We start from the raw sequence: 19,879 nt of genomic DNA, 5'->3' as shown, positions 1-19,879 counted from the left end.
TATGCACGTCCGATGCATATTCACCCCCTGATTACAGACAGCGCGACACTCGCCAATCTCTGTACCCGCCTGTCCGGCTCGGCCTTCGTCACCGTCGACACCGAGTTCATGCGCGAAAGCACCTACTGGCCGGATCTGTGCCTGATCCAGATCGCGAATACCGAGGAGGCCGCCGCGATCGATCCCAAGGCCAAGGACATCGACCTCAAGCCGTTGCTCGACCTGATGGTCGAGAATGACGAGGTGCTGAAAGTCTTCCATGCCGGCGGCCAGGATCTCGAGATCGTCCACAATCTCACCGGCAAGACTCCTTATCCCCTGTTCGATACCCAGGTCGCGGCGATGGCGATGGGGTTGGGCGAGCAGATCGGCTACTCGAACCTGGTCGAGACGATGCTCGGCATCAAGCTGGACAAGGGTGCGCGTTTCACCGACTGGGGCCGCCGGCCGCTCGACAAGCGCCAGATCGATTATGCGATCGGCGACGTCACCCACCTGGCCGAACTCTTCCCGCGCATGCTCGAAAAGCTGCGCAAGACCGGCCGCGGCGGCTGGCTCGACAATGAGATGGAAAGGCTGGGCGATCCCGCCAGCTATGCGAACCTTCCTGAACTGGCATGGACCCGCATCCGCCTTCCCAGCCGCAAGCCCGAGGTGCTCGGCCGGCTAAAGGCGATTGCCGCCTGGCGCGAGCGCGAGGCTCGCTCGAAGAATCTGCCGCGCGGACGCATCGCCAAGGACGAGACGATCGCGGACATCGCATCGCACCCGCCGCGCGAGCAGGCCGATCTCGCGAAGGTCCGCGGGCTCTCGCCGAACTGGGCACAGAATGATATCGGCGCGCGGTTGATGCACGCGATTGCCGACGCTCAGCCGATGAGCGAGGGCGAGATGCCGCCGCGCGAGGACCGCAAGCCCGGCCTCGGCAAGGAGGGCGCGCTGATCGCCGACCTGCTCAAGCTGCTGCTCAAGGTCCGTTCGCGCGACGCCGATGTCGCTCCGCGCCTGATCGCGCGCGCCGACGATCTCGAACTGCTCGCCGCCGGCGTTCGCGACCTGCCCATGCTGAAGGGCTGGCGCAACGATATCTTCGGCAAGGATGCGCTGGCGCTGGTCGAAGGCCGGCTCGCGTTCAGCGTGCGCAACGGCAAGATGGTGATGTCCGCGCTCGACAACGGGGAAGGCTGAAGCCGCTAATCGACCACCAGCTTGGGGGCCAGGCCGAACGAGGCGGCGAGCGTCTTGTGACGACGTTCGACCGGCTCGCCGTAGAGGATCATGTTCTCGCGCTCGACATGGAGCTCGAGATGCTTTTCTTTCAGCATTAGCCTGCTGCCGACCAGCGCATCGGCAACACCGCCCGAGAAGCGCTGGCCAAGGCGCAGCGCAAAGCCCCAGCGCTCGGCGATGACGATCTCCGACAGCGAGCAGATGCTGCTGATCACCGGCGCGCAGCCCTGCCCGCCGAAGCTGGTCCACAGCGCATGCGCCATCATCCCCCGACCGCGCGAGTCGATCCCTACCCAATTGCCATGCAGCGCCGTCTCGACGCCACGCTCGGCGCGGAACTCGGGGTGGGCGCGCCAGCCCACATCCGCCAGCAGGCAGGTGGCGTGGCGAATCCGGGCGTCGCCGGGGCTCTCCTTCTCGAACAGGGGCGCGATCCAGCGATCGAGCAGATCGCCATGTTCGGGGAAGCGCCCCTGGCGGGCGCCCTCCTCGCGGGTCGAGGTGATCAGCGGATCCTGGGCGCGCTGATATTCGGTGAGTTCGTCGTACAGCAGCCCCTCGCGCAGGCCGTAGGCAGAAACGATCAGCTCGCTGGAACCAAGGCGGCGGACGACATGGCTGAGCAGCGAAGCGGCATGGGCGAGGGTCGGGATGCGGGCGCCGGACAAGCCCACCACGTCACGAAGGCGCTTGCGATCGAGATGGGCAAGGACGCGAACCAGATGCTGTGCGTTTTCGGGCGGCATCCAGTAGTGATGCACGATCGGCAGTGGATATTCCGCCAGGTGCATGTCGAGCCGCGCGAGCGAGCGCCAGGACCCGCCGACCATGTAGAAGGGCAGCCCGGCGCCCTTGCCGGTCCAGCCGCTCTTTTCGATGGTTTTCGCCACAAGCGCGGCAAGGGCGCGCGGCCCGCGTTCCCGAACTGCGCCGATCCGCAGCACGCCAAGCGGGAAGGAACTGGTCTCCCGCACCTCACCGCCGACAACCCGGGCAAGTTCGAGGCTGCCGCCGCCGAGATCCCCGACGATGCCGTTGGCTTGGGGAATGGACGCGATGACGCCCAGACCCGCCATCCGCGCCTCGTCGTCGCCTGACAGCACCTCGACCGGCAAGCCCAGATCGAGAACGCGATCGATGAACATCCTGCCATTGGCGGCCTCGCGCACCGCCGCCGTGGCTACGGTGCGCGGACGCGGCACGCCCATCTGCTCGGCCAGGCGCTGGAATCGTGCCAGGCTGCTGAGCGCACGCTCCATAGCCTCGGGGTCAAGCGAACCATCCCGCGAAACTCCCTTGCCGAGTCCCACCATGACCTTCTCGTTGAACAGCGCGGCGGGAATGCGCGCCGGCCCATCGTAGATTACCAGGCGGATCGAATTCGAACCGATATCGATGATCCCCATGCGGGTGTGGCCGGGCGCCGGATTCCTGGCGCGGCGAAACATCGAGATCGCTGACATATGTTGCCCGTGTAGCGGATTTGTCGGTCGGATCAAACATGGTGCACCGCTATTGAGGTCCTGGCGGCATCGCTCTACCTCATCGATATCGATCAGAGCAGAAAGCCAGCCATGCGCATCCTTCGCCTCTTTCGCCTCCTGCTCATCCCCGGCTTGATCCTTGCGCCGGCGGTGGAGTTGGTCGCGGGCGGACCCGCCAAAGCCCCGCAGGTCGCAGACAGCCAGATCATCCGGCCCCTGCCACTTCCTTATGACGCGGACGCCGACGCGGAGGCGCAGCTCGAGGCGGCCGTGGCCAAGGCCAAGACAGGGCACAAGCTCGTGCTGATCGATCTCGGCGGCAACTGGTGCCTCGATTGCAGGGTGCTCGCAGGGGTGATGGACATTCCCGCGCTGCACGCCTTCATCGTGCAACATTACGAGCTGGTCAGCATCGATATCGGCCGGATGGACAAGAATCAGCAGATCCCCGCCCGCTACGGCATTTCCCAGCTGGAAGGCGTTCCGGCGCTGCTGATCGTCGACCCGCAGAGCGGCAAGCTTATCAACAGGGGCCGGATCTTTGCGCTCGCCGACGCTCGTTCGATGACGGCGCAGGCCCTGGCTAACTGGCTCGCGGAATGGGTTTGAGCGACTCCATAAGACCGCGACCCATTTTCAAGAGCTAGATCGATGACGGATATCAACTGGGACGCTGCGGCCCAAGTTCATGAACATCCATGAAATCGGCGCGCTGGCCGAACGCAGCGATTTCCCGGCAAGATAACTGCAGCAGTCGCTGCAATCCCACCGTAGATTAGGATCTTCGCGCCGTCGAAGGTGGAGTTGCGCGGTCTGACAAGCTGCGATCGGCTGCAACAGAGCGGGCACCTCTCTGTGCTCTCGTTTACAGAATTGAGCACTTCATCCCGAGCAAGTCACGGCAAATCGTTTCGGGGGAGGCGGCGGGTCGCCGAGATCTCACAATCCCAATAACGTATATAGGCGTTAATTTCCGTAGAATACTACGGCATTTTACGAGCCACACCGACCGGACGAACATGCTTCTCCTGCTTTGGCGTTATGTCGATGATAGGAACCGTTAGGGTAGATCAGTGTTTTCTCACTCCAGATAGATGTAAGATCCACCTGCAGCATGTCGTTGATCGTCGTGCTGAATATCGCTGTCGTGATCAGGATGTACTTGCACGACTTTTGAACATTGAGCGTTCGAAAGCAGTAAGATCATTTCGGATCTGCGTCGTCCTCGTGTTTAGTCGCGCGTTGTATGGGAGGTTAAAATGGGTCGATTTTCAATCATGTTGCCGATCATCGGATTGGGACTGATGGCAACGCCATCCTTGGCGGGGATCATTTCGAGCGACACGACGATCAACGGCGTCACGCTCGATTTCGGCGCGGAGCCTCCGCTCGCCGAAATGGTCAAGAACAATAGCGCGCCCAATGGCACGACGTTGACGCTGGCAACGCAGCCGAGCAACATTCCCATCAATTACACCGCACCGACGACCCTCGAAGCTTCCGGACAGGGAAATGGTTTTGCATTCGTCAGCGGCCTTGGAAATGGTGCCAACGAGTCTGGCTTCTCCAGCCTGACGATCAGCCCCCAATCGACGGCTCTCGGCTTCAACGCGATCAACTTCAATATCGCTGCTCTCGGTACCGGCAATAATACCTGGTATGGCGATATCATCCTCGACCCGGCCAATGACGATCCGCTGATCAAGTTCGAGAACGTCGCGTTCAACACCGGCGGCGAAAACAAGTTCGCCATCTTCTCCGACAGCAACACCCTGTTCTCGTCGATCACGTTCAGCGGCCTCGCGACTGCTGCGGACGGAGGAGTCGCCCAGAACTTCGACAGCATCCGCCAGGTGTCGATCGGCGTTGCGGCGGTTCCCGAGGCGTCGACCTGGGCGATGATGATCGTCGGGTTCGGCTTTGTGGGTGGACAGGTCCGCGCACGCCGCCGCACCGGAAGCCTGCCGAAGCTTGCTTCTGCCTGATGCGATCGAAAGGCGTTGCCCCTGCGGCGGCGCCTTTCGGCTATCTGCCGAACAGGTCCTTCAAGCGATGCGGTTGTGACCGCAGATACTGGTTCGGCGCAGCGACCTGCCCGCCCAGTTCCGCCGCAGCATGCCAGGGCCAGCGGGGATCATAGAGGATTGCCCGCGCCAGCGCGATCATATCGGCGTCGCCGGCTCCCACGATCGCCTCGGCCTGCTGGAAGTCGGTGATCATGCCGACCGCGATGACGGGGATTCCCACCGCCTGCTTCACCGCCCGCGCCAACGGCACCTGGTAACCCGGCCCCACCGGTATCTGCTGGCTCGGGTCCAGGCCGCCGCTCGACACATGGATCGCATCGCAGCCCCGCCCCTCCAGTGCTTGGGCAAAGGCGATGGTCTGGTCGATATCCCACCCGCCCTTCACCCAGTCGGTACCGGACACGCGCATCGACACCGCCATATCCGCCGGAAAGACGGCGCGAACGGCGTCGAACACTTCCAGCGGGAAGCGCATCCGATTCTCCAGCGATCCGCCATATTCGTCGTCGCGACGGTTCGATAGCGGCGACAGGAACTGGTGGAGCAGATAGCCGTGCGCGCCATGTAGCTGGATCACATCGATACCCAGCCGCGCCGCACGCACTGCGGCGTCAGCGAAGCCCTGCCTGATCCGCGCCAGCCCCTCCCGATCCAGCGCAACGGGGGAGTTTTCATAGTCGTGGAAGGCGACAGGCGAAGGCGCCACGGTCTGCCAGCCATGGAGATCGCCGGGCGGCAATTGCGCCCCGCCTGCCCACGGCACCTCGGTGGATGCCTTGCGACCGGCATGGGCAAGCTGGATGGCGATAGGCATCGATGACCAACGACGGACCGACTCCAGCGTCCGCGCGATAGCCGCTTCGGTCGCATCGTCCCACAGCCCGACATCGGCCCAGCTGATCCGGCCTTCGGGAAGCACGGCGGTCGCCTCGATCGTCAGCAACGCCGCGCCAGAAAGGGCAAGATGGCCGAGGTGGATCAGATGCCAGTCGGTCATGCATCCGTCCTGCGCCGAATATTGGCACATCGGCGCGATCACGATGCGGTTGGCGAGCTTGACCCGGCCATGATCGATGGGGGTGAACAATACCGGTCGAGCCAAGGGAAGTCTCCGCCATGAAGCCAGATGAGGCGCAGACTGCTATTGGCTGCGTCCGGTTTGTCAAACGCATGGGTTATGTGCAACGGCGATCCATGGCGTTGAACTATTGGTCGAAGATGCTGCTGCCGTTGGGCATGGTGCTGATGCTGGCGGGGGCTTTGCTGTGGCTGCGGCATGCCTCGGTCGACCTACCCATGTTCGAGGCGCTGAGGCTGGGCAGGCGCAGCGGCTGGGCGCCCCTCATCGTGGGCCTCACCCGCCTTGGCGGCTTCGCGGTGCTGGGGCCGCTGGCGTTGGCGGCAGCGGGCCTGCTCGCCTGGCGGAAGCGGGGCCGCGAAGCTTTATGGCTATTGCTGACCATCGCCAGCGGCCGGCTGATGGTGGAGGCCGTGAAGCTGCTGTTTGGACGCGAACGTCCACCGCTGTCCGGGCAACTCGCCTCGGTGACCTCCTACAGCTTCCCCAGTTCGCACAGCGCGGGCACCATGCTGACCATGCTCGCGCTGGCGCTGGTCTTTCCGGTGCGAGGACGCCCCATGCTGCTCCTGGCGCTGGCCATCGCCTGCGTCGTTGGATGGAGCCGTATCGCGCTGGGCGTCCATTGGCCCAGCGACGTGCTCGCAGGCCTGGGTTTGGGGATGTTGTGGGTCGGGACGGCGCAGCGCTGGCTGCATCCATCCGGCAACGCCGCCTAGCTCCCCCGCCGCAAAGACAATTTCGGCACCTGCCCGCTCTGGCGCAGCGCAGCGCCGCGGCCCGAGAGTGAGGGATTAGTCATGAAATAGCGGTGAAGGTTGAACGCCCGCCGCCCCGGGGCCACTCGCTCATATTCGCCATTGGGAAGCAGCTGCCAGCTCTGCTCGTCGTCGATCAGGTTCGCGACCATCACCTGATCGAGGATCTGGGCGTGGACCGTCGGGTTCTCGATGGGCAGGAGATATTCGACCCGGCGATCGAAATTGCGGGGCATCCAGTCGGCGGAGCTGATCAGAACCTTCGCCTGGCGGTTGGGCAGATCGCCGCCATTGCCGAAGCAGACGATCCGGCTGTGTTCCAGAAAGCGGCCGACCACCGACTTGACGCGGATATTCTCCGAGAGGCCCGAAACGCCGGGCCGCAGGCAGCATATCCCCCGGATGATCAGGTCGACCTGCACGCCGGCCGAGCTCGCGCGATAGAGCTTCTCGATGATGGCAGGATCGACCAGCGAATTCATCTTCGCCCAGATCGCGGCATCGCGGCCGGCGCGGGCATGGTCGATCTCCGCGTCGATCAGCGCGCACAGCTGGTCGCGCATGCCGTGCGGCGAGATGGTCAGCAGGTCGAGATCGGTCGGTTCGACATAGCCGGTGATATAGTTGAACAGCTGCGCCGCGTCGCGCCCCAGCCGCGGATCGGCGGTGAAGAAGCTCAGATCGGTATAGATGCGCGCCGTGATCGGGTGGTAATTGCCGGTTCCGAAGTGGCAATAGGTACGGTGTCCTTCCGCCTCGCGCCGCACCACTACCGACACCTTGGCGTGGGTCTTCCAGTCGATGAAGCCATAGACGACCTGGACCCCCGCCCGCTCGAGCTGCGAGGCCCACATCAGGTTCTGCTCCTCGTCGAAGCGCGCCTTGAGTTCGACCACCGCTGTGACCGACTTCCCCGCCTCCGCCGCATCGACGAGCGCGCGGATGACAGCGGATTGCTTGCCGGCGCGATAGAGCGTCTGCTTGATGGCAATGACGTCGGGATCCGCCGCCGCCTGCCGCAGGAAGGCGAGCACGACGTCGAACGTCTCATAGGGATGATGGACGACGATGTCCTTGGAGCGGATCGCCGCGAAGCAATCGCCGCCATGTTCGCGGATCCGCTCCGGAAAGCGCGGCGCGAACGCTGGAAATTTGAGATCGGCCCGGTCCTCGTCGACCAGTTGCTCAAGGTCCGCGATCCCCAGGAAGTTGCCCGATTCGGTGATGAAGGCGTCGGCCCCACCGATCTGGTCCTTCCAGAGCGGCTCGAACGAGGAAGACATTCCGCCTTCGAGCTCGAGACGGATCACGCGCCCGCGCCGCCGCCGCTTGATCGCCGTCCGGTAGTAGAGGACGAGATCCTCGGCCTCTTCCTCGATCTCGATATCGCTGTCACGGATGATCCGGAGGGCCCCCTGGCCGCGCACCACATAGCCGGGAAACAGAACCGAGGTGAAGCGGCGCACCAGCGTCTCGATCGCCACGTAGCGCGCCCCCTCGCCGGGCAGGCGGATGAAGCGCGACAGCGTATTCGGCACCATCAGCAGTTCGAAGATCTGCTGGCCGTCGGATTGCCGGGTCAGATCGAACAACAGGCTGAAGCCCTTGTTCGGAATGAAGGGGAATGGATGGGCCGGGTCGAGCGCCTGGGGCGTGAGCACCGCAAAGATGTGGTTGCGGAAATAGGTTTCGAGCCACGCGGCATCGGCGCCGTCGATATCGCTTTCTTCGAGCACGATGATGCCGGCGGCGGCGAGCTCGCCATGCAGGCGATCCCAGACGAGCTGCTGATCCGCCATCAACTGGTCGGCGCGCTTGGTGGCGCCCTCGATCTGCTGGGCCACGGTCAGGCCGTCGGGCGATAATGCATCGACCCCTTCCAGCAGCTGGCCCTTGAGGCCCGCGAGCCTGACCATGAAGAACTCGTCGAGATTATTTCCCGAGATCGATAGGAAACGGAGCCGCTCGAGCAGAGGGTGGGCGGGATTGCATGCCTCGTCCAGCACACGCTGGTTGAAGGCCAGCCAGCTGAGCTCGCGGTTGAAATAGCGATCGCGCAGCGCGATCGGATCGGCCGGCGCCATGCCGCCGACAAGATCTTCGTTCCGAACAGGTTGTTCTATCGATTCCATGACCGTCCACTATAGCAGCTTATATGTATCCTCCGTGACTCCGATCGCCGCAAGGGCCTCGCGGGCTATCGGCAGGGTGATCGCCTTGCGCCGGGCAAGCGCCGCTTCGTCGAGCGCATCGACGATCCTGCCGATGCCGATATAGCTGCGCTCGATCCGCGGCACGACATAGCGGATCACCTCGGGCCGTGCCGCCAGGCCTCGCGCGTGGAGCAGCTTCTCGATGATGCCGCCGATCAACGGCATGTCGGGCTCCTCGATCGCGACGTGCGGGCTCGCGAGCAGCCGAGAGCGCAGGTCCGGCAAGCGGATCTTCCATTTGGCGGGCGCAAGGTCCGCCGCCAGCAGCAGCGGCTTGCGATCGGCCTGTGCCGTGTTCCATGCGTGGAACAGCCTCTCCTCATCCTGGGCATCGGCATTGTCCACGAAACGGCCGCCGCTCTTGGCTGCGAAGATCCGCCCGAGCAAGCTACGGCCCGATTTGCGCGGTCCCGTCAGCACCGTCGCCATCACCGGCCACAAGGCCCAATGTTCCAGATGCTTCACCGCGATGCGGTTGGCGTCGCTGATGATGAAATCGCGCTCATCCGCGTCGGCCGGCCATTGGAACGGCAGCGCGATCTGGTCGGTCATCGCGCGGGCTGGCTGCCGCCGCGCCGGATGCGGACTCCGCCGGCGACGTCCTCGACCTGCCAGCCGCGCGCCACCAGTGCCTCGCGGAATGCCGTCGGCGGCCCCGAGAAGCTCACGCGAAAGATCGAAGTGCCGCCTAGCGCCAGGCTCGATGTCTGTACGAGCGTCACGCCGGGCATTGCCCGCAAGGCAGTTTCATCGGCCCGCAGCGTCGCTGCATCCGGCGTGTCGGCTTGAACCATGATCGCGGCAGTTACCGCCGAAGCGATCTGCGACAGCACGTCGTCGATCGGCACTTCCTCGACCGGTGTCTCGATCACCAGCGACGGATCCGGCCGCAGCGCCCCTTCCTGGAGGGCACGGACATAAGCCGCATCGATCCGCTCGACCGCACGGTCGAGCATCGCCGGCAGTGCGTCGCCATCCTCGGCGGTGAGCGTGAACTGGTCGATCACCGCGCCGTCCGGCCCATGCCGCGCGACGAACCTGCCGATCGCCGGTCCGCCCGGCCACTGGCGGAACAGGGTCACTTCGGGAACGACGATATCCGCAGCACCATATTGATCGAGCAGCATCCGCCACCAGCTACGCCCCGGTCGCCGGGTCTGGGCCGCATTGAGCAGCACGGGATCGGCGCCGGTCCCGGAGACGCGCACATAGTCGACGGGGCTGTTGTTGGTGCGGAACCGCGCCCACGCCTTTTGCCATTCGGTGCGCGATTCAAAGGAGACCGGCGTACCGCCGCTCCACTGCACCGGAATCACCAGCATCGGTGCGGAGCGGCGTACCGCGCCCTTGGCACCGAGCAATTCGCCGGCGCGGGCCCGATCGAACAGCACCCCGAGGCTGGCGATATACCGATTGGGACCGATCTGTTCATGTTCGACGACGATCCCGCCGCTGATCGAGTCGAGCGTCGAATCGGGCAGGCCAGGCGCGTTCTCGACCGGCTTGCCGTTTACCCGCGCCCACAGCATCTTCCAGCCCTTGCGCTGCGCTTCGCGCCAACCGCCGTCGCGCGCCTGATCGGCGGTGCGGGCGGCGACATCGACCTTGACGCCGTCGACCTCGTAGCTCCCGGCGCCGCCGATCGGCGGCACGCCGCGCTGGTCCGGCCGCTCGAGCTGGGCGAGCGCCAGCGCCGCGGCGAACAGTGCGGCGCCCAGGATCGACATCGGGACAGGACGGAAAAGACGTTCGGCGATGGTCACAAAGCGCCTTTTGGCGACTTGGTCGTGGAAATCCAAGTGCGATGTGGCTAGGCGGGCGAGATGACCGACAGCACAGACAAGCCGACCAGCTACACCTACGCCAAGGCCGGCGTCTCGATCGCCGCGGGCAATGCGCTCGTCAAGGCTATCGGGCCGCTTGCCAAATCGACTCGACGTCCCGGTGCCGACGCCGATCTCGGCGGCTTCGGCGGCTTCTTCGACCTCAAGGCAGCGGGTTACAGAGATCCTTTGCTGGTGGCCGCCAATGACGGCGTCGGCACCAAGCTCAAGCTCGCGATTGATAGCGGGCGGCACGACGGAGTCGGTATCGATCTTGTCGCGATGTGTGCCAACGACCTGATCGTGCAGGGCGCCGAACCTTTGTTCTTCTTGGATTATTTCGCGACGGGCAAGCTTGACAACGGTGTCGCTGAGCGGGTGATCGCCGGGATCGCCGAGGGCTGCAAGCTGGCCGGCTGTGCGCTGATCGGTGGCGAGACCGCCGAAATGCCCGGCATGTATGCCGACGGAGACTATGATCTTGCCGGCTTCTGCGTCGGCGCGGTCGAGCGGGACGAGGCGCTGACCGGCAATCGCGTCTCCGCTGGCGATGCGATTCTCGGCCTCGCATCCTCGGGTGTTCATTCCAATGGCTTCTCGCTGGTTCGCCGTCTCGCGGCCGACAAGGGCTGGAAGCTCGATCGCCCCGCCCTGTTCGATCAGGACAGGTTGCTGATCGAGGCGTTGATGGCGCCTACCCGTATCTACGTGAAGTCGCTGCTGCCGCTCGTGCGCTCCGGCAAGGTCCGCGCCATGGCCCATATCACCGGTGGCGGCCTGCTCGAGAATATCCCGCGCGTCCTGCCCGACGGGCTCCACGCCCATGTCGATGCCGATGGCTGGGAGCAGCCCCGGCTGATGGCGTTCCTCCAGGCGCAGGGCCATATCGAGCCGGAGGAAATGGCACGCACCTTCAACTGCGGCATCGGCATGGCGCTGATCGTCGCGCAGGACGACGTCGCCGGCGTCACCGGCGCACTCGAAGCGGCCGGCGAGACGGTGCTGCGCGTCGGCAGTATCGCAGCCGGCGACAAGGGCTGCACGGTGACGGGATCGATCGAGACATGGAGCGCGCAGGCGGCGTGGTCGGCCACGCATCTGGGTTGACGGTGAAGCGCATCGGCAAAGCGCCCCTCGCCATCCTGATCTCCGGCCGGGGCAGCAATATGGCCGCGTTGATCGAGGCGTCGCGCGCCGGGGATTGCCCTTATGAGGTCGTCCTCGTGGCCTCGAACAAGCCTGACGCCGCGGGGATTGCCACGGCGCGAGACGCCGGGATCGCGACCTTTGCGCACAGTCACAAGGGCCTGACCCGCGAAGAGTTCGATTCGATCATCGACGGCGCGCTGCGCCAGGCTGGCGCCCGCTATGTCGCACTGGCCGGCTATATGCGGATTCTGTCGCACGGCTTCATCGCCGGATGGGCCGGGCGGATCGTCAACATCCACCCGTCATTGCTACCGAAGTACAAGGGGCTGGACACCCACGCCCGCGCGATTGCGGCGGGCGACGCAGAAGCGGGCTGCTCGGTCCATCTGGTGACGCCGGAACTCGACGATGGCGAAGTGATCGCCCAGGCGAGGGTGACCATCCTGCCGGGCGATACGCCAGCCACGCTCGCCGATCGCATCCTGTTCGAAGAGCACCGGCTTTATCCAGACGCGCTTGCGACCTATATCCAGGCGCATGGCTGACCAAATTTCCGATGCCGCGATGCGGCGGCGATGGTTGCGCTGGCTGACGCTCGGCGAGATCCTCGGCGTGGCGGCGCTGGTGATATCCGGTCTCACTTTCTGGAACAGCTATAGCGAGCGGCGGCACAGCGAAGTCGCCCGGACGATCGAGGAAAAGCAGGCGAGCGCCAAGGCCCGCACGTTGATCCTCAAGGCCGAGCGGGACAAAGACGGCGAGCGGCTGACCCTGACGCCCGCCGGCGACCAGGTGATCCAGGGCCAGACCATTGCTTTCCCCAAGGCGCTCGGCGTCGATCCGATCGACAGCACCGATCCGCGCATCGAAGCACGCTGGTTTGCCGAAGGCCTCAAGAAGGCGCGCCGCGCCGCCGGGGAGGACGACAAGGTCCGCGGCGATGCGCGCGTGCCCGTGGCAATCACCACCCGCTTCACGGCCAATGGCGCGCTTGCCGAGGACGTGACGCTGTACGATGTCGGCTATATCACCGAAAACAGCCTGCTAGGCGGAACCTCGATCAGGCTGCGCGGCCTGTCGTTGATCGGACGCAGCACCGCCAAAGCCGTGCCTGCTCGCCTCGATGCCCTGTGGAACGCACGCCATAAGAGGGCGACGCGCTCGTGAGCGTGTCCGACCCCGCAGCTGTTCACGCCCGCGTCGGCAAGCTGGCGGCGGCGCTGCCGCAGGTCGAGGAGAAAGTTTCGCACGGTTCGCCCTGCTGGCGCGTCGCCGACAAGCGCATGTTCGCCTATTTCTGGCATGATCATCACAGCGACGACCGCACTGCCGTCCTCGTCAAGACCAGCGGCGTGGAGGAGCAGGAGATGCTGATCGAGATGGATCCCGGCATCTATTTCAAGCCGCCCTATCTCGGCCCGTCGGGCTGGGGTTGGCGTGCGGCTCGATCATGAGCGAACCGACTGGGAACTGGTTGAACACCGCCTTCGCGAAAGCTGGCGGCTGGCCGCGCCACCGAAACTCAAGGCGATGATGGATGTTTGAGCGCCAGTGAACTGCACCCGGAATCGCTCTGACATAGGAATGCAGGACGTCGCCGCGCTGATCATCGCCAGCGCGGCAGGCTCATCCCGTCATCTGTCTGACGAAGGGTATCAGCCGACGATCTCTTCCGGCTTGAAGAAGAAGTCGATCTCGATCCCGGCATTTTCGAGGCTGTCCGAACCATGGACGGAATTGGCCTCGATCGACTCCGCGAAGGTCTTGCGGATCGTGCCTTCGTCGGCGTTGGCCGGGTTGGTGGCGCCCATCACTTCGCGATTTTTCGCCACGGCGTTCTCGCCCTCGAGAACCTGCACCACGACCGGGCCGGAGATCATGAAGCTGACCAGCTCCCCGAAGAAGGGGCGCTCGCGGTGAACGCCGTAGAAGCCTTCGGCCTGCTCACGGCTCATCTGGATGCGCTTCGAGGCGACGACGCGCAGGCCGGCCTCCTCGAGCTTCGCCGTGACGGCGCCCGTCAGGTTCCGGCGGGTCGCGTCGGGCTTGATAATCGAAAAGGTACGTTCGGTCGCCATGGCCGAGCGGCTCCATATCTTGAGGGTCGTTGGAAGATGGGCGCGCCTTTACTGTGTACGGTGCGTGATGGCAAGGCAGCGGGACGCAATAGCCGTCGCGATCGGCGCGCGCAGCGTCTATAGCGACCGGAGGCGATGCTGGGACCCGCATGACGAACGAACCGACCGACTTAGGGACCTACGATTATGTCATCGCCGGCGCAGGCTCGGCCGGCTGCCTGCTGGCCAACCGGCTCTCGGCGAACCCGGACAATCGCGTGCTGCTGCTCGAAGCCGGCGGCAGGGACGACTGGATCTGGTTCCACGTGCCGGTGGGTTATCTGTTCGCGATCGGGAATCCCCGGGCCGACTGGATGTTCGAGACCGTCGAGGAGCCTGGGCTGGGCGGTCGCAAGCTTGCTTATCCACGCGGCAAGGTGATCGGCGGCAGTTCCTCGATCAACGCCATGGTCTACATGCGCGGCCAGGCGGCGGACTATGACGGCTGGCGGCAGCTCGGCCTCGCCGGATGGGGCTGGGACGACGTTCTTCCCCATTTCCTGCGGCATGAGGACCATATCGCACCGCACGGACCACATCACCGCGCCGGCGGCGAATGGCGGGTGGAGCATCCGCGCGTGCGCTGGGACATATTGGACGCGATCCGCGATGCGGGCGCCGCCGCGGGGATCGCGCCGGTCGACGATTTCAACGGCGGCGACAATGAAGGATCGTCCTACTTCCAGGTCAACCAGCGTGCCGGCCGCCGGGTCAGCTCGGCTGGCGCCTTCCTCAAGCCTGCGCTCAAGCGACCCAACCTCCGGCTGGAAACCGGTGTGGAGGTCGAGCGCGTCCGTTTCGATGGCAGGCAAGCCACGGGGCTCATATTCCGCCGCGGCACCGAGCGGTTCGAAGCGAGAGCCGCCGGCGAAGTGATCCTCGCCACGGGCGCGGTCGGATCTCCCAAGCTGCTTCAATTATCCGGCATCGGCGATGGGGAAATGCTCGGCCGCCTGGATATCCCGGTGATCCACCATCTGCCCGGCGTCGGCGGCAATCTGCAGGACCATCTCCAGATCAGGCCGATCTTCAAGGTCAGTGGCGTTCGGACGCTCAACAGCGACTATGCCAACCTGTTCCGCCGCGCCGCGATGGGCGTCCAATATGCGTTCCTCCGTACGGGGCCGCTGACGATGGCGCCATCGCAGCTCGGCATGTTCGCGCGGTCTTCGGACGATTATGCGACGCCCAATCTCCAATTCCACTTCCAGCCGCTCTCGCTCGACCGATGGGGTGATGGACTCCACCCGTTCGGCGCCTTCACCGCGAGCGTGTGCAACCTGCGCCCGTCGAGCCGCGGCCGCATCGACATCGCCGGCCCGGACCCTGCCACCCCCCCGCGCATAGCGCCCGGCTATCTGTCGACGGAGGAGGATCAACGGGTGGCGATCGACTCGCTGCGCCTGGCGCGCAGGATCATCGGGCAGGCGCCGCTCACGCGCTATGCGCCGGAAGAGTTCCGCCCCGGGGCGCAGGCGCAAGGAGACGCCGAGCTGCTCGCGGCAGCGGCCGAGCTTGGCACCACCATCTTCCATCCGGTCGGCACTGCAGCGATGGGGCCCGCCACCGACCCGCACGCGGTGCTCGACGAACGGCTGCGCATACGCGGGATCGAGCGGCTGCGCGTCATCGACGCGTCGGCGATGCCCAGGATAATTTCGGGCAACACCAACGCGCCCACCCTGATGATCGCCGAGAAAGGCGCAGCCATGCTGCTGGAGGACCGTTGCTGACGGCTTTGTCAGCCCAGGCTTTCCTCTCCGAGTAAAAGCATTTATCTGCAACAGCTTGTCGCCCGTTGCTGCACTGGATCCGGATATGCGCAAGATCGTCGCTTTGCTCTCCGCCACCGCTTTTCTCGCGCCCGCGCTATCGGCTGCTCCTGTACCGGTCTTCGAAACGGCCCGCATCAGCCAGGACGTCAGGATGCTGGCGGACGACAGCTTCGAAGGGCGCGCACCGGCCACGGACGGCGAAACCAGGACGATCGCCTATATCACCCGGCAGATGAAGGCGGCCGGGCTCCAGCCGGGCGGCTCCGGCGGCGCATGGACGCAGGACGTGCCGTTGCTCAAATCGGATATCGTCGGCGCTCCGACGCTGTCGCTGACGGCTGGCGACGGCTCCCGGCGCACGCTGACCCAGGGCGGCGAGATCGCGGTTCGCTCGGCGCTCAACGGGCAGGATCGCATCGACCTGCGCGCCGCGCCGCTGCTGTTCGTCGGCTATGGCGTCAAGGCGCCGGAGCGCGGCTGGGACGATTTGAAGGGCGCCGATCTCAAGGGGAAGATCATGGTCGTGCTGGTCAACGACCCCGACTTCGAAGGCGGAGAAGGAGAGTTCAGCGGCAAGACGATGACCTATTATGGCCGCTGGACCTATAAATATGAGGAAGGCGCGCGGCAGGGCGCGGCCGGCGTGCTGGTGATCCACGAATATGCCCCGGCCTCCTATGGCTGGGCGACGGTCAAGAACTCGAACACCAACACGATGTTCGACATTGTCCGCGCCAACCCCGCCGCCGAGCATGTGCCGCTGGAAGGATGGATACAGCGCGATCTTGCCGCTGATCTGTTCAAGGCCGCCGGCCTCGACCTGGACGCGATGAAGAAGGCCGCGCAGCGCAAGGATTTCAAGCCCGTGCCGCTCAATGCGACGCTCGATGCATCCTATGCCGTAAAGGCCGAGACGATCGTGTCGCACAATGTCATCGGCCGCCTGCCCGGCGCCAGACATCCGGCCGAAACGGTTATCTACTCCGCGCATTGGGATCATCTCGGCATCGGCCAGCCCGATGCTAAAGGCGACCGCATATATAATGGCGCCAAGGACAACGCCTCGGGCATCGCCAGCCTGCTCGAGCTGGGCCGTGCCTTCGCCAAGGCGCCGCGTACCGATCGCTCGATCGTCTTCCTTGCGGTCACCGCCGAGGAAAAGGGCCTGCTCGGCTCGGAATATTACGGCGCTCACCCCGTCTATCCGCTGGCGACAACCGCAGGCGTGATCAACATGGACAACATATTCGGCCAAGGTGCCGCCCGGGACTTCACCATCTCGGGCGTCGCCAGGCTGGGCCTACTCGACATGATGATCGCGGAAGGCCAAAAATTGAGTCGCGTCTATGTTCCCGACCCGCGCACGGAGACCGGCGGGTTCTATCGATCCGACCACTTCACGATCGCGAAACAGGGCGTTCCCGCCATCTCGTTCAAGCCCGGCATGGATCTCGTCAAGGGCGGTGTCGAGCGCGGCAAGGCGCTCAGCGACGCCTACATCAAGGACCAATATCACCAGCCAGCGGACGAGTGGAGCGCCGACTGGGACCTGTCGAGCGTGCAACCCGACCTGACCCTGCTCTACAATACCGGCCGAGCGCTGGCCGACAGCCGTATCTGGCCGGAATGGAGCGCCAACTCCGAGTTCAAGGCCAAGCGCGACGAGACGGCGGCGCAGCGGGAGTAGGACAGTCGACGGATAGGATGTAGAAGGGGCGATGCAACCCTAAGGCAGCAACAGGCTCGCATCGCCATAGCTGTAGAAGCGATAGCCCGTCGCGATGGCGTGGGCATAGGCGGCCTGCATTCGCTCGCGGCCCGTCAATGCCGAAACCAGCATGAACAGCGTCGATTTCGGCAAATGGAAGTTCGTCATCAGCCCGTCGATGCCGCCAAAGCGATAGCCGGGCGTGATGAAGATTGCGGTGTCGCCTTCGAACGGGCGGATCACGCCTGCCTCGTCGACGGCGCTCTCGATCAGGCGCAGGCTGGTGGTGCCGACCGCAATCACGCGCCCGCCGCCAGCCCGCACCGCGTTGAGACGGTCGGCCGTGGCGGCGTCGATCCGGCCCCATTCGGCGTGCATCCTGTGGTCGTCGGTGTCATCGGCCTTGACCGGCAGGAAGGTGCCTGCGCCGACATGCAGGGTCAGCGTCTCGGTGCCGATCCCGGCCTCATGGAGCGATGCGATCAGCTCCGGCGTGAAGTGGAGCGCGGCGGTGGGGGCAGCGACGGCGCCCTTTTCGCGGGCGAACATCGTCTGGTAATCGTCGAGGTCGCGGGCGTCGGCTGGGCGTTTTCCCGCAATATAGGGCGGCAACGGCATTCGCCCCGCCCGTTCGAGCAGCAGTTCGACCGGCTCCTCCCCTGCGAAGTCGAGCAGGATTGATCCGTCGTCGCCACGCTCGGCAGCGACAGCGGAGACACCCGCACCGAAATCGATCGAGTCCCCGATTCGCAGCCGCTTCGCATTGCGGACAAAGGCGCGCCAGCGGCGCAGTCCCTCACGCTTGTGCAGGGTGGCGCCGATCCGCGCCTCGCCGCGCCGGCCTTCGAGTTGGGCCGGGATGACGCGCGTATCGTTGAAGACCAGGCAATCGCCGGCCCGCAGCAATGCCGGAAGCTCGGTTACGATATGGTCGGAGAAGCCGCCCTCGTGCGGCACGAGCAGGAGCCGCGCGCTATCGCGCGGGCTGGCTGGCCTCAGCGCGATGTTTTCGGGCGGAAGGTGGAAATCGAAAAGGTCGACACGCATGGGCGAGTCTGGCTCAGCAGACCGACGTCAGCGCGGCGGAGCTGCCGCCTCGTCGCTGGTGACGGCGTTGATCGCCGCGTCGGTGCTGGGCGGTGAGACTGCTGGCGCAGCCGGATCGCCCGCCGATGGAGGCACGGCCGGCGGAGCAGGAGTCTCGGCGGGCGCGGGTTCCGCAGGCGCAGGCTTCGGGGCTTCCGCAGGCTTTTCCGCCTTTGCAGCCTTGGCCTTCTGCTTCTTCGCCTTCTTGCCGGTCTCGGCAGGGGCCGTTGCCGCCGCAGGCGCCGGCGGCACGAAGGCTGCCGGCGCAATTCCCTGCTCGTCCGACTCTATCGATGCATGGACGATCTTGGAGGGGTTTGCCGGCGGCTCGCCCTTCTCGATCGCGTCGACATATTCCATGCCGCTCGTCACCCGGCCGATCGCGGTATAATTTCCGTCGAGGCTGAGGTTGGGCTGCAGCATGATGAAGAACTGGCTGTTGGCACTGTCGAGCCCTTCAGCCCGGGCCATGGCCATGGTGCCACGAACATGGGGGAAATCATTGAACTCCGCCTTCAGGTCGGGCAGGTCCGACCCGCCTTCGCCCGTTCCCTTGGGATCGCCGCCCTGCGCCATGAAGCCTTCGATCACCCGGTGGAAGATCAGCCCGTCATAGAAATGGCGCCGCACCAGCGTCTTCACGCGATCGACCGAGTAAGGTGCCTTGTCCGGGCGGAGCAATATCTTGACGCGCCCTCCGGTCGACAGGTCCAGATTGAGGATGTTCTGCGGATCGGCCGGCGGGGCCGCGGCTTCCGGCGCGGTCTGTGCGAACGCCATGCCGGCCATGAACAGGCCTGAAAGGGCCGCAACAACGAACTTCGATCGCATCAGACACATTCTCCACACCGCGCTTGGCGCGCGGCCCTCGTTAAATCTCGCAGGCTTGCCACGCGCTGAACCGGTCGCCGGAAATCAGCTGCCCTTCTTACCGATCTTTTCCACGCGCGCGACGACTTCCTGCACCACCCGCTCGGGCACGAAGCGGTGGATGGCGCCACCGTAGAGCGCGATCTCCTTGACGAGCCGCGACGCAATCGGCTGGAGGGCGACATCGGCCATCAGGAATACCGTCTCGATACGGTTGTTCAGCTGCTGGTTCATGCCCGCCATCTGATATTCATATTCGAAATCGGCAACCGCACGCAGGCCGCGGACGATGATCGAAGCGCCCATCTTCTCGGCGAAATCCATCAGCAGTGAATCGAATGCGACGATTTCGAGCTTGTCACCGAGATCCTCGGTTTCGCGGCGGGCCATGGCCAGCCGCTCGTCGAGATCGAACATCGGCGATTTGGACGGATTGGTGGTTACCCCGACGACGAGCTTGTCGACGAGTTTCGCGCCACGCCGGATGATATCCATATGGCCGAGCGTAACGGGATCGAATGTCCCCGGATAGACGCCGATGCGCATGTCTTGTGCCCTCCC

The 19,879-nt window shown here is 64.9% G+C and carries 18 protein-coding genes and 1 pseudogene; 10 read left to right on the top strand and 9 right to left on the bottom strand.

Annotated elements, in window-relative coordinates; genetic code table 11:
* The first annotated feature begins 12 nt into the window (after positions 1 to 12).
* Positions 13 to 1,188 carry a ribonuclease D gene (gene rnd, locus AC1DQK_RS11955; protein WP_477870691.1) on the top strand — a complete coding sequence of 392 codons (1,176 nt, stop codon included), beginning with the start codon at positions 13 to 15 and terminating at the stop codon, positions 1,186 to 1,188.
* Positions 1,189 to 1,193: 5 nt separating this feature from the next.
* Here rnd and AC1DQK_RS11950 read toward each other — a convergent pair whose 3' ends face one another.
* Positions 1,194 to 2,693 carry a Ppx/GppA phosphatase family protein gene (locus AC1DQK_RS11950; protein WP_477870689.1) on the bottom strand — a complete coding sequence of 500 codons (1,500 nt, stop codon included), beginning with the start codon at positions 2,691 to 2,693 and terminating at the stop codon, positions 1,194 to 1,196.
* 153 nt (positions 2,694 to 2,846) lie between these two features.
* Between AC1DQK_RS11950 and AC1DQK_RS11945 the strand changes: the two genes are divergently transcribed.
* Entirely contained in the window at positions 2,847 to 3,323 is a 477-nt protein-coding gene (locus tag AC1DQK_RS11945; RefSeq protein ID WP_477870687.1) for a thioredoxin family protein, read from the top strand.
* Between the two features lie 695 nt (positions 3,324 to 4,018).
* Positions 4,019 to 4,699 (top strand): PEPxxWA-CTERM sorting domain-containing protein, encoded by a 681-nt coding sequence (locus AC1DQK_RS11940; RefSeq protein WP_477870685.1) that lies wholly within the window; start codon positions 4,019 to 4,021, stop codon positions 4,697 to 4,699.
* A gap of 40 nt (positions 4,700 to 4,739) precedes the next feature.
* Here AC1DQK_RS11940 and AC1DQK_RS11935 read toward each other — a convergent pair whose 3' ends face one another.
* Complete coding sequence (locus AC1DQK_RS11935; protein WP_477870684.1) at positions 4,740 to 5,843, bottom strand: NADH:flavin oxidoreductase/NADH oxidase; 1,104 nt, start codon at positions 5,841 to 5,843, stop codon at positions 4,740 to 4,742.
* A gap of 92 nt (positions 5,844 to 5,935) precedes the next feature.
* On the opposite strand from AC1DQK_RS11935, the gene AC1DQK_RS11930 reads away from it, so the two are divergent.
* Positions 5,936 to 6,538 carry a phosphatase PAP2 family protein gene (locus AC1DQK_RS11930; protein ID WP_477870682.1) on the top strand — a complete coding sequence of 201 codons (603 nt, stop codon included), beginning with the start codon at positions 5,936 to 5,938 and terminating at the stop codon, positions 6,536 to 6,538.
* Here AC1DQK_RS11930 and AC1DQK_RS11925 read toward each other — a convergent pair.
* Genes AC1DQK_RS11925 through AC1DQK_RS11915 form a run of 3 tightly spaced genes read right to left on the bottom strand, consistent with a single transcriptional unit; the run spans position 6,535 to position 10,517 of the window.
* Positions 6,535 to 8,661: an RNA degradosome polyphosphate kinase gene (locus AC1DQK_RS11925; protein ID WP_477870680.1), complete on the bottom strand. Its 2,127-nt coding sequence runs from the start codon at positions 8,659 to 8,661 to the stop codon at positions 6,535 to 6,537. The two genes, AC1DQK_RS11930 and AC1DQK_RS11925, sit on opposite strands and share 4 nt — an antisense overlap.
* Positions 8,662 to 8,718: 57 nt before the next feature.
* Positions 8,719 to 9,342 (bottom strand): HdaA/DnaA family protein, encoded by a 624-nt coding sequence (locus AC1DQK_RS11920; protein ID WP_477870678.1) that lies wholly within the window; start codon positions 9,340 to 9,342, stop codon positions 8,719 to 8,721.
* The gene (locus AC1DQK_RS11915) at positions 9,339 to 10,517 is read right to left on the bottom strand and encodes a heavy-metal-associated domain-containing protein (RefSeq protein ID WP_477870676.1); all 1,179 of its coding nucleotides are present in this window, start codon (positions 10,515 to 10,517) and stop codon (positions 9,339 to 9,341) included. The genes AC1DQK_RS11920 and AC1DQK_RS11915 overlap by 4 nt, the downstream gene beginning before the upstream one ends.
* Positions 10,518 to 10,613: 96 nt before the next feature.
* Here AC1DQK_RS11915 and purM point away from each other — a divergent pair, with 96 nt between their 5' ends.
* The 4 genes and pseudogenes from purM (at position 10,614) to AC1DQK_RS11895 (ending at position 13,216) form a co-directional block, all read left to right on the top strand.
* Complete coding sequence (purM, locus tag AC1DQK_RS11910; protein ID WP_477870674.1) at positions 10,614 to 11,720, top strand: phosphoribosylformylglycinamidine cyclo-ligase; 1,107 nt, start codon at positions 10,614 to 10,616, stop codon at positions 11,718 to 11,720.
* 11 nt (positions 11,721 to 11,731) lie between these two features.
* Positions 11,732 to 12,292 (top strand): annotated as a pseudogene (gene purN, locus AC1DQK_RS11905) (phosphoribosylglycinamide formyltransferase); the annotation flags it as partial.
* Between the two features lie 7 nt (positions 12,293 to 12,299).
* Entirely contained in the window at positions 12,300 to 12,929 is a 630-nt protein-coding gene (locus AC1DQK_RS11900; protein ID WP_477870672.1) for a hypothetical protein, read from the top strand.
* The gene (locus AC1DQK_RS11895) at positions 12,926 to 13,216 is read left to right on the top strand and encodes an MmcQ/YjbR family DNA-binding protein (protein WP_477870670.1); all 291 of its coding nucleotides are present in this window, start codon (positions 12,926 to 12,928) and stop codon (positions 13,214 to 13,216) included. The genes AC1DQK_RS11900 and AC1DQK_RS11895 overlap by 4 nt, the downstream gene beginning before the upstream one ends.
* 201 nt (positions 13,217 to 13,417) lie before the next feature.
* Here the strand turns inward: AC1DQK_RS11895 and ndk are convergent, their stop codons facing one another.
* Entirely contained in the window at positions 13,418 to 13,840 is a 423-nt protein-coding gene (gene ndk / locus AC1DQK_RS11890) for a nucleoside-diphosphate kinase (RefSeq protein WP_477870668.1), read from the bottom strand.
* A gap of 149 nt (positions 13,841 to 13,989) precedes the next feature.
* Between ndk and AC1DQK_RS11885 the strand changes: the two genes are divergently transcribed.
* The gene (locus AC1DQK_RS11885; RefSeq protein ID WP_477870666.1) at positions 13,990 to 15,612 is read left to right on the top strand and encodes a GMC family oxidoreductase; all 1,623 of its coding nucleotides are present in this window, start codon (positions 13,990 to 13,992) and stop codon (positions 15,610 to 15,612) included.
* Between the two features lie 85 nt (positions 15,613 to 15,697).
* On the top strand, positions 15,698 to 17,341 hold the full coding sequence (locus AC1DQK_RS11880) for a M28 family metallopeptidase (protein WP_477870664.1): 1,644 nt from the start codon (positions 15,698 to 15,700) through the stop codon (positions 17,339 to 17,341).
* 39 nt (positions 17,342 to 17,380) lie between these two features.
* Here the strand turns inward: AC1DQK_RS11880 and queA are convergent, their stop codons facing one another.
* The 3 genes from queA to coaD form a co-directional block, all read right to left on the bottom strand.
* Complete coding sequence (gene queA / locus AC1DQK_RS11875; protein WP_477870663.1) at positions 17,381 to 18,409, bottom strand: tRNA preQ1(34) S-adenosylmethionine ribosyltransferase-isomerase QueA; 1,029 nt, start codon at positions 18,407 to 18,409, stop codon at positions 17,381 to 17,383.
* 27 nt (positions 18,410 to 18,436) lie between these two features.
* On the bottom strand, positions 18,437 to 19,237 hold the full coding sequence (locus AC1DQK_RS11870) for a peptidylprolyl isomerase (protein ID WP_477870868.1): 801 nt from the start codon (positions 19,235 to 19,237) through the stop codon (positions 18,437 to 18,439).
* Between the two features lie 126 nt (positions 19,238 to 19,363).
* A complete protein-coding gene (coaD, locus tag AC1DQK_RS11865; RefSeq protein WP_477870662.1) occupies positions 19,364 to 19,864 on the bottom strand; it encodes a pantetheine-phosphate adenylyltransferase in 501 nt (166 codons plus the stop codon).
* Between the last annotated feature and the right edge of the window lie 15 nt (positions 19,865 to 19,879).

This window comes from Rhizorhabdus sp. P4_G5 (assembly GCF_056401065.1).
This window is presented reverse-complemented; position numbering and strand designations above follow the sequence as displayed.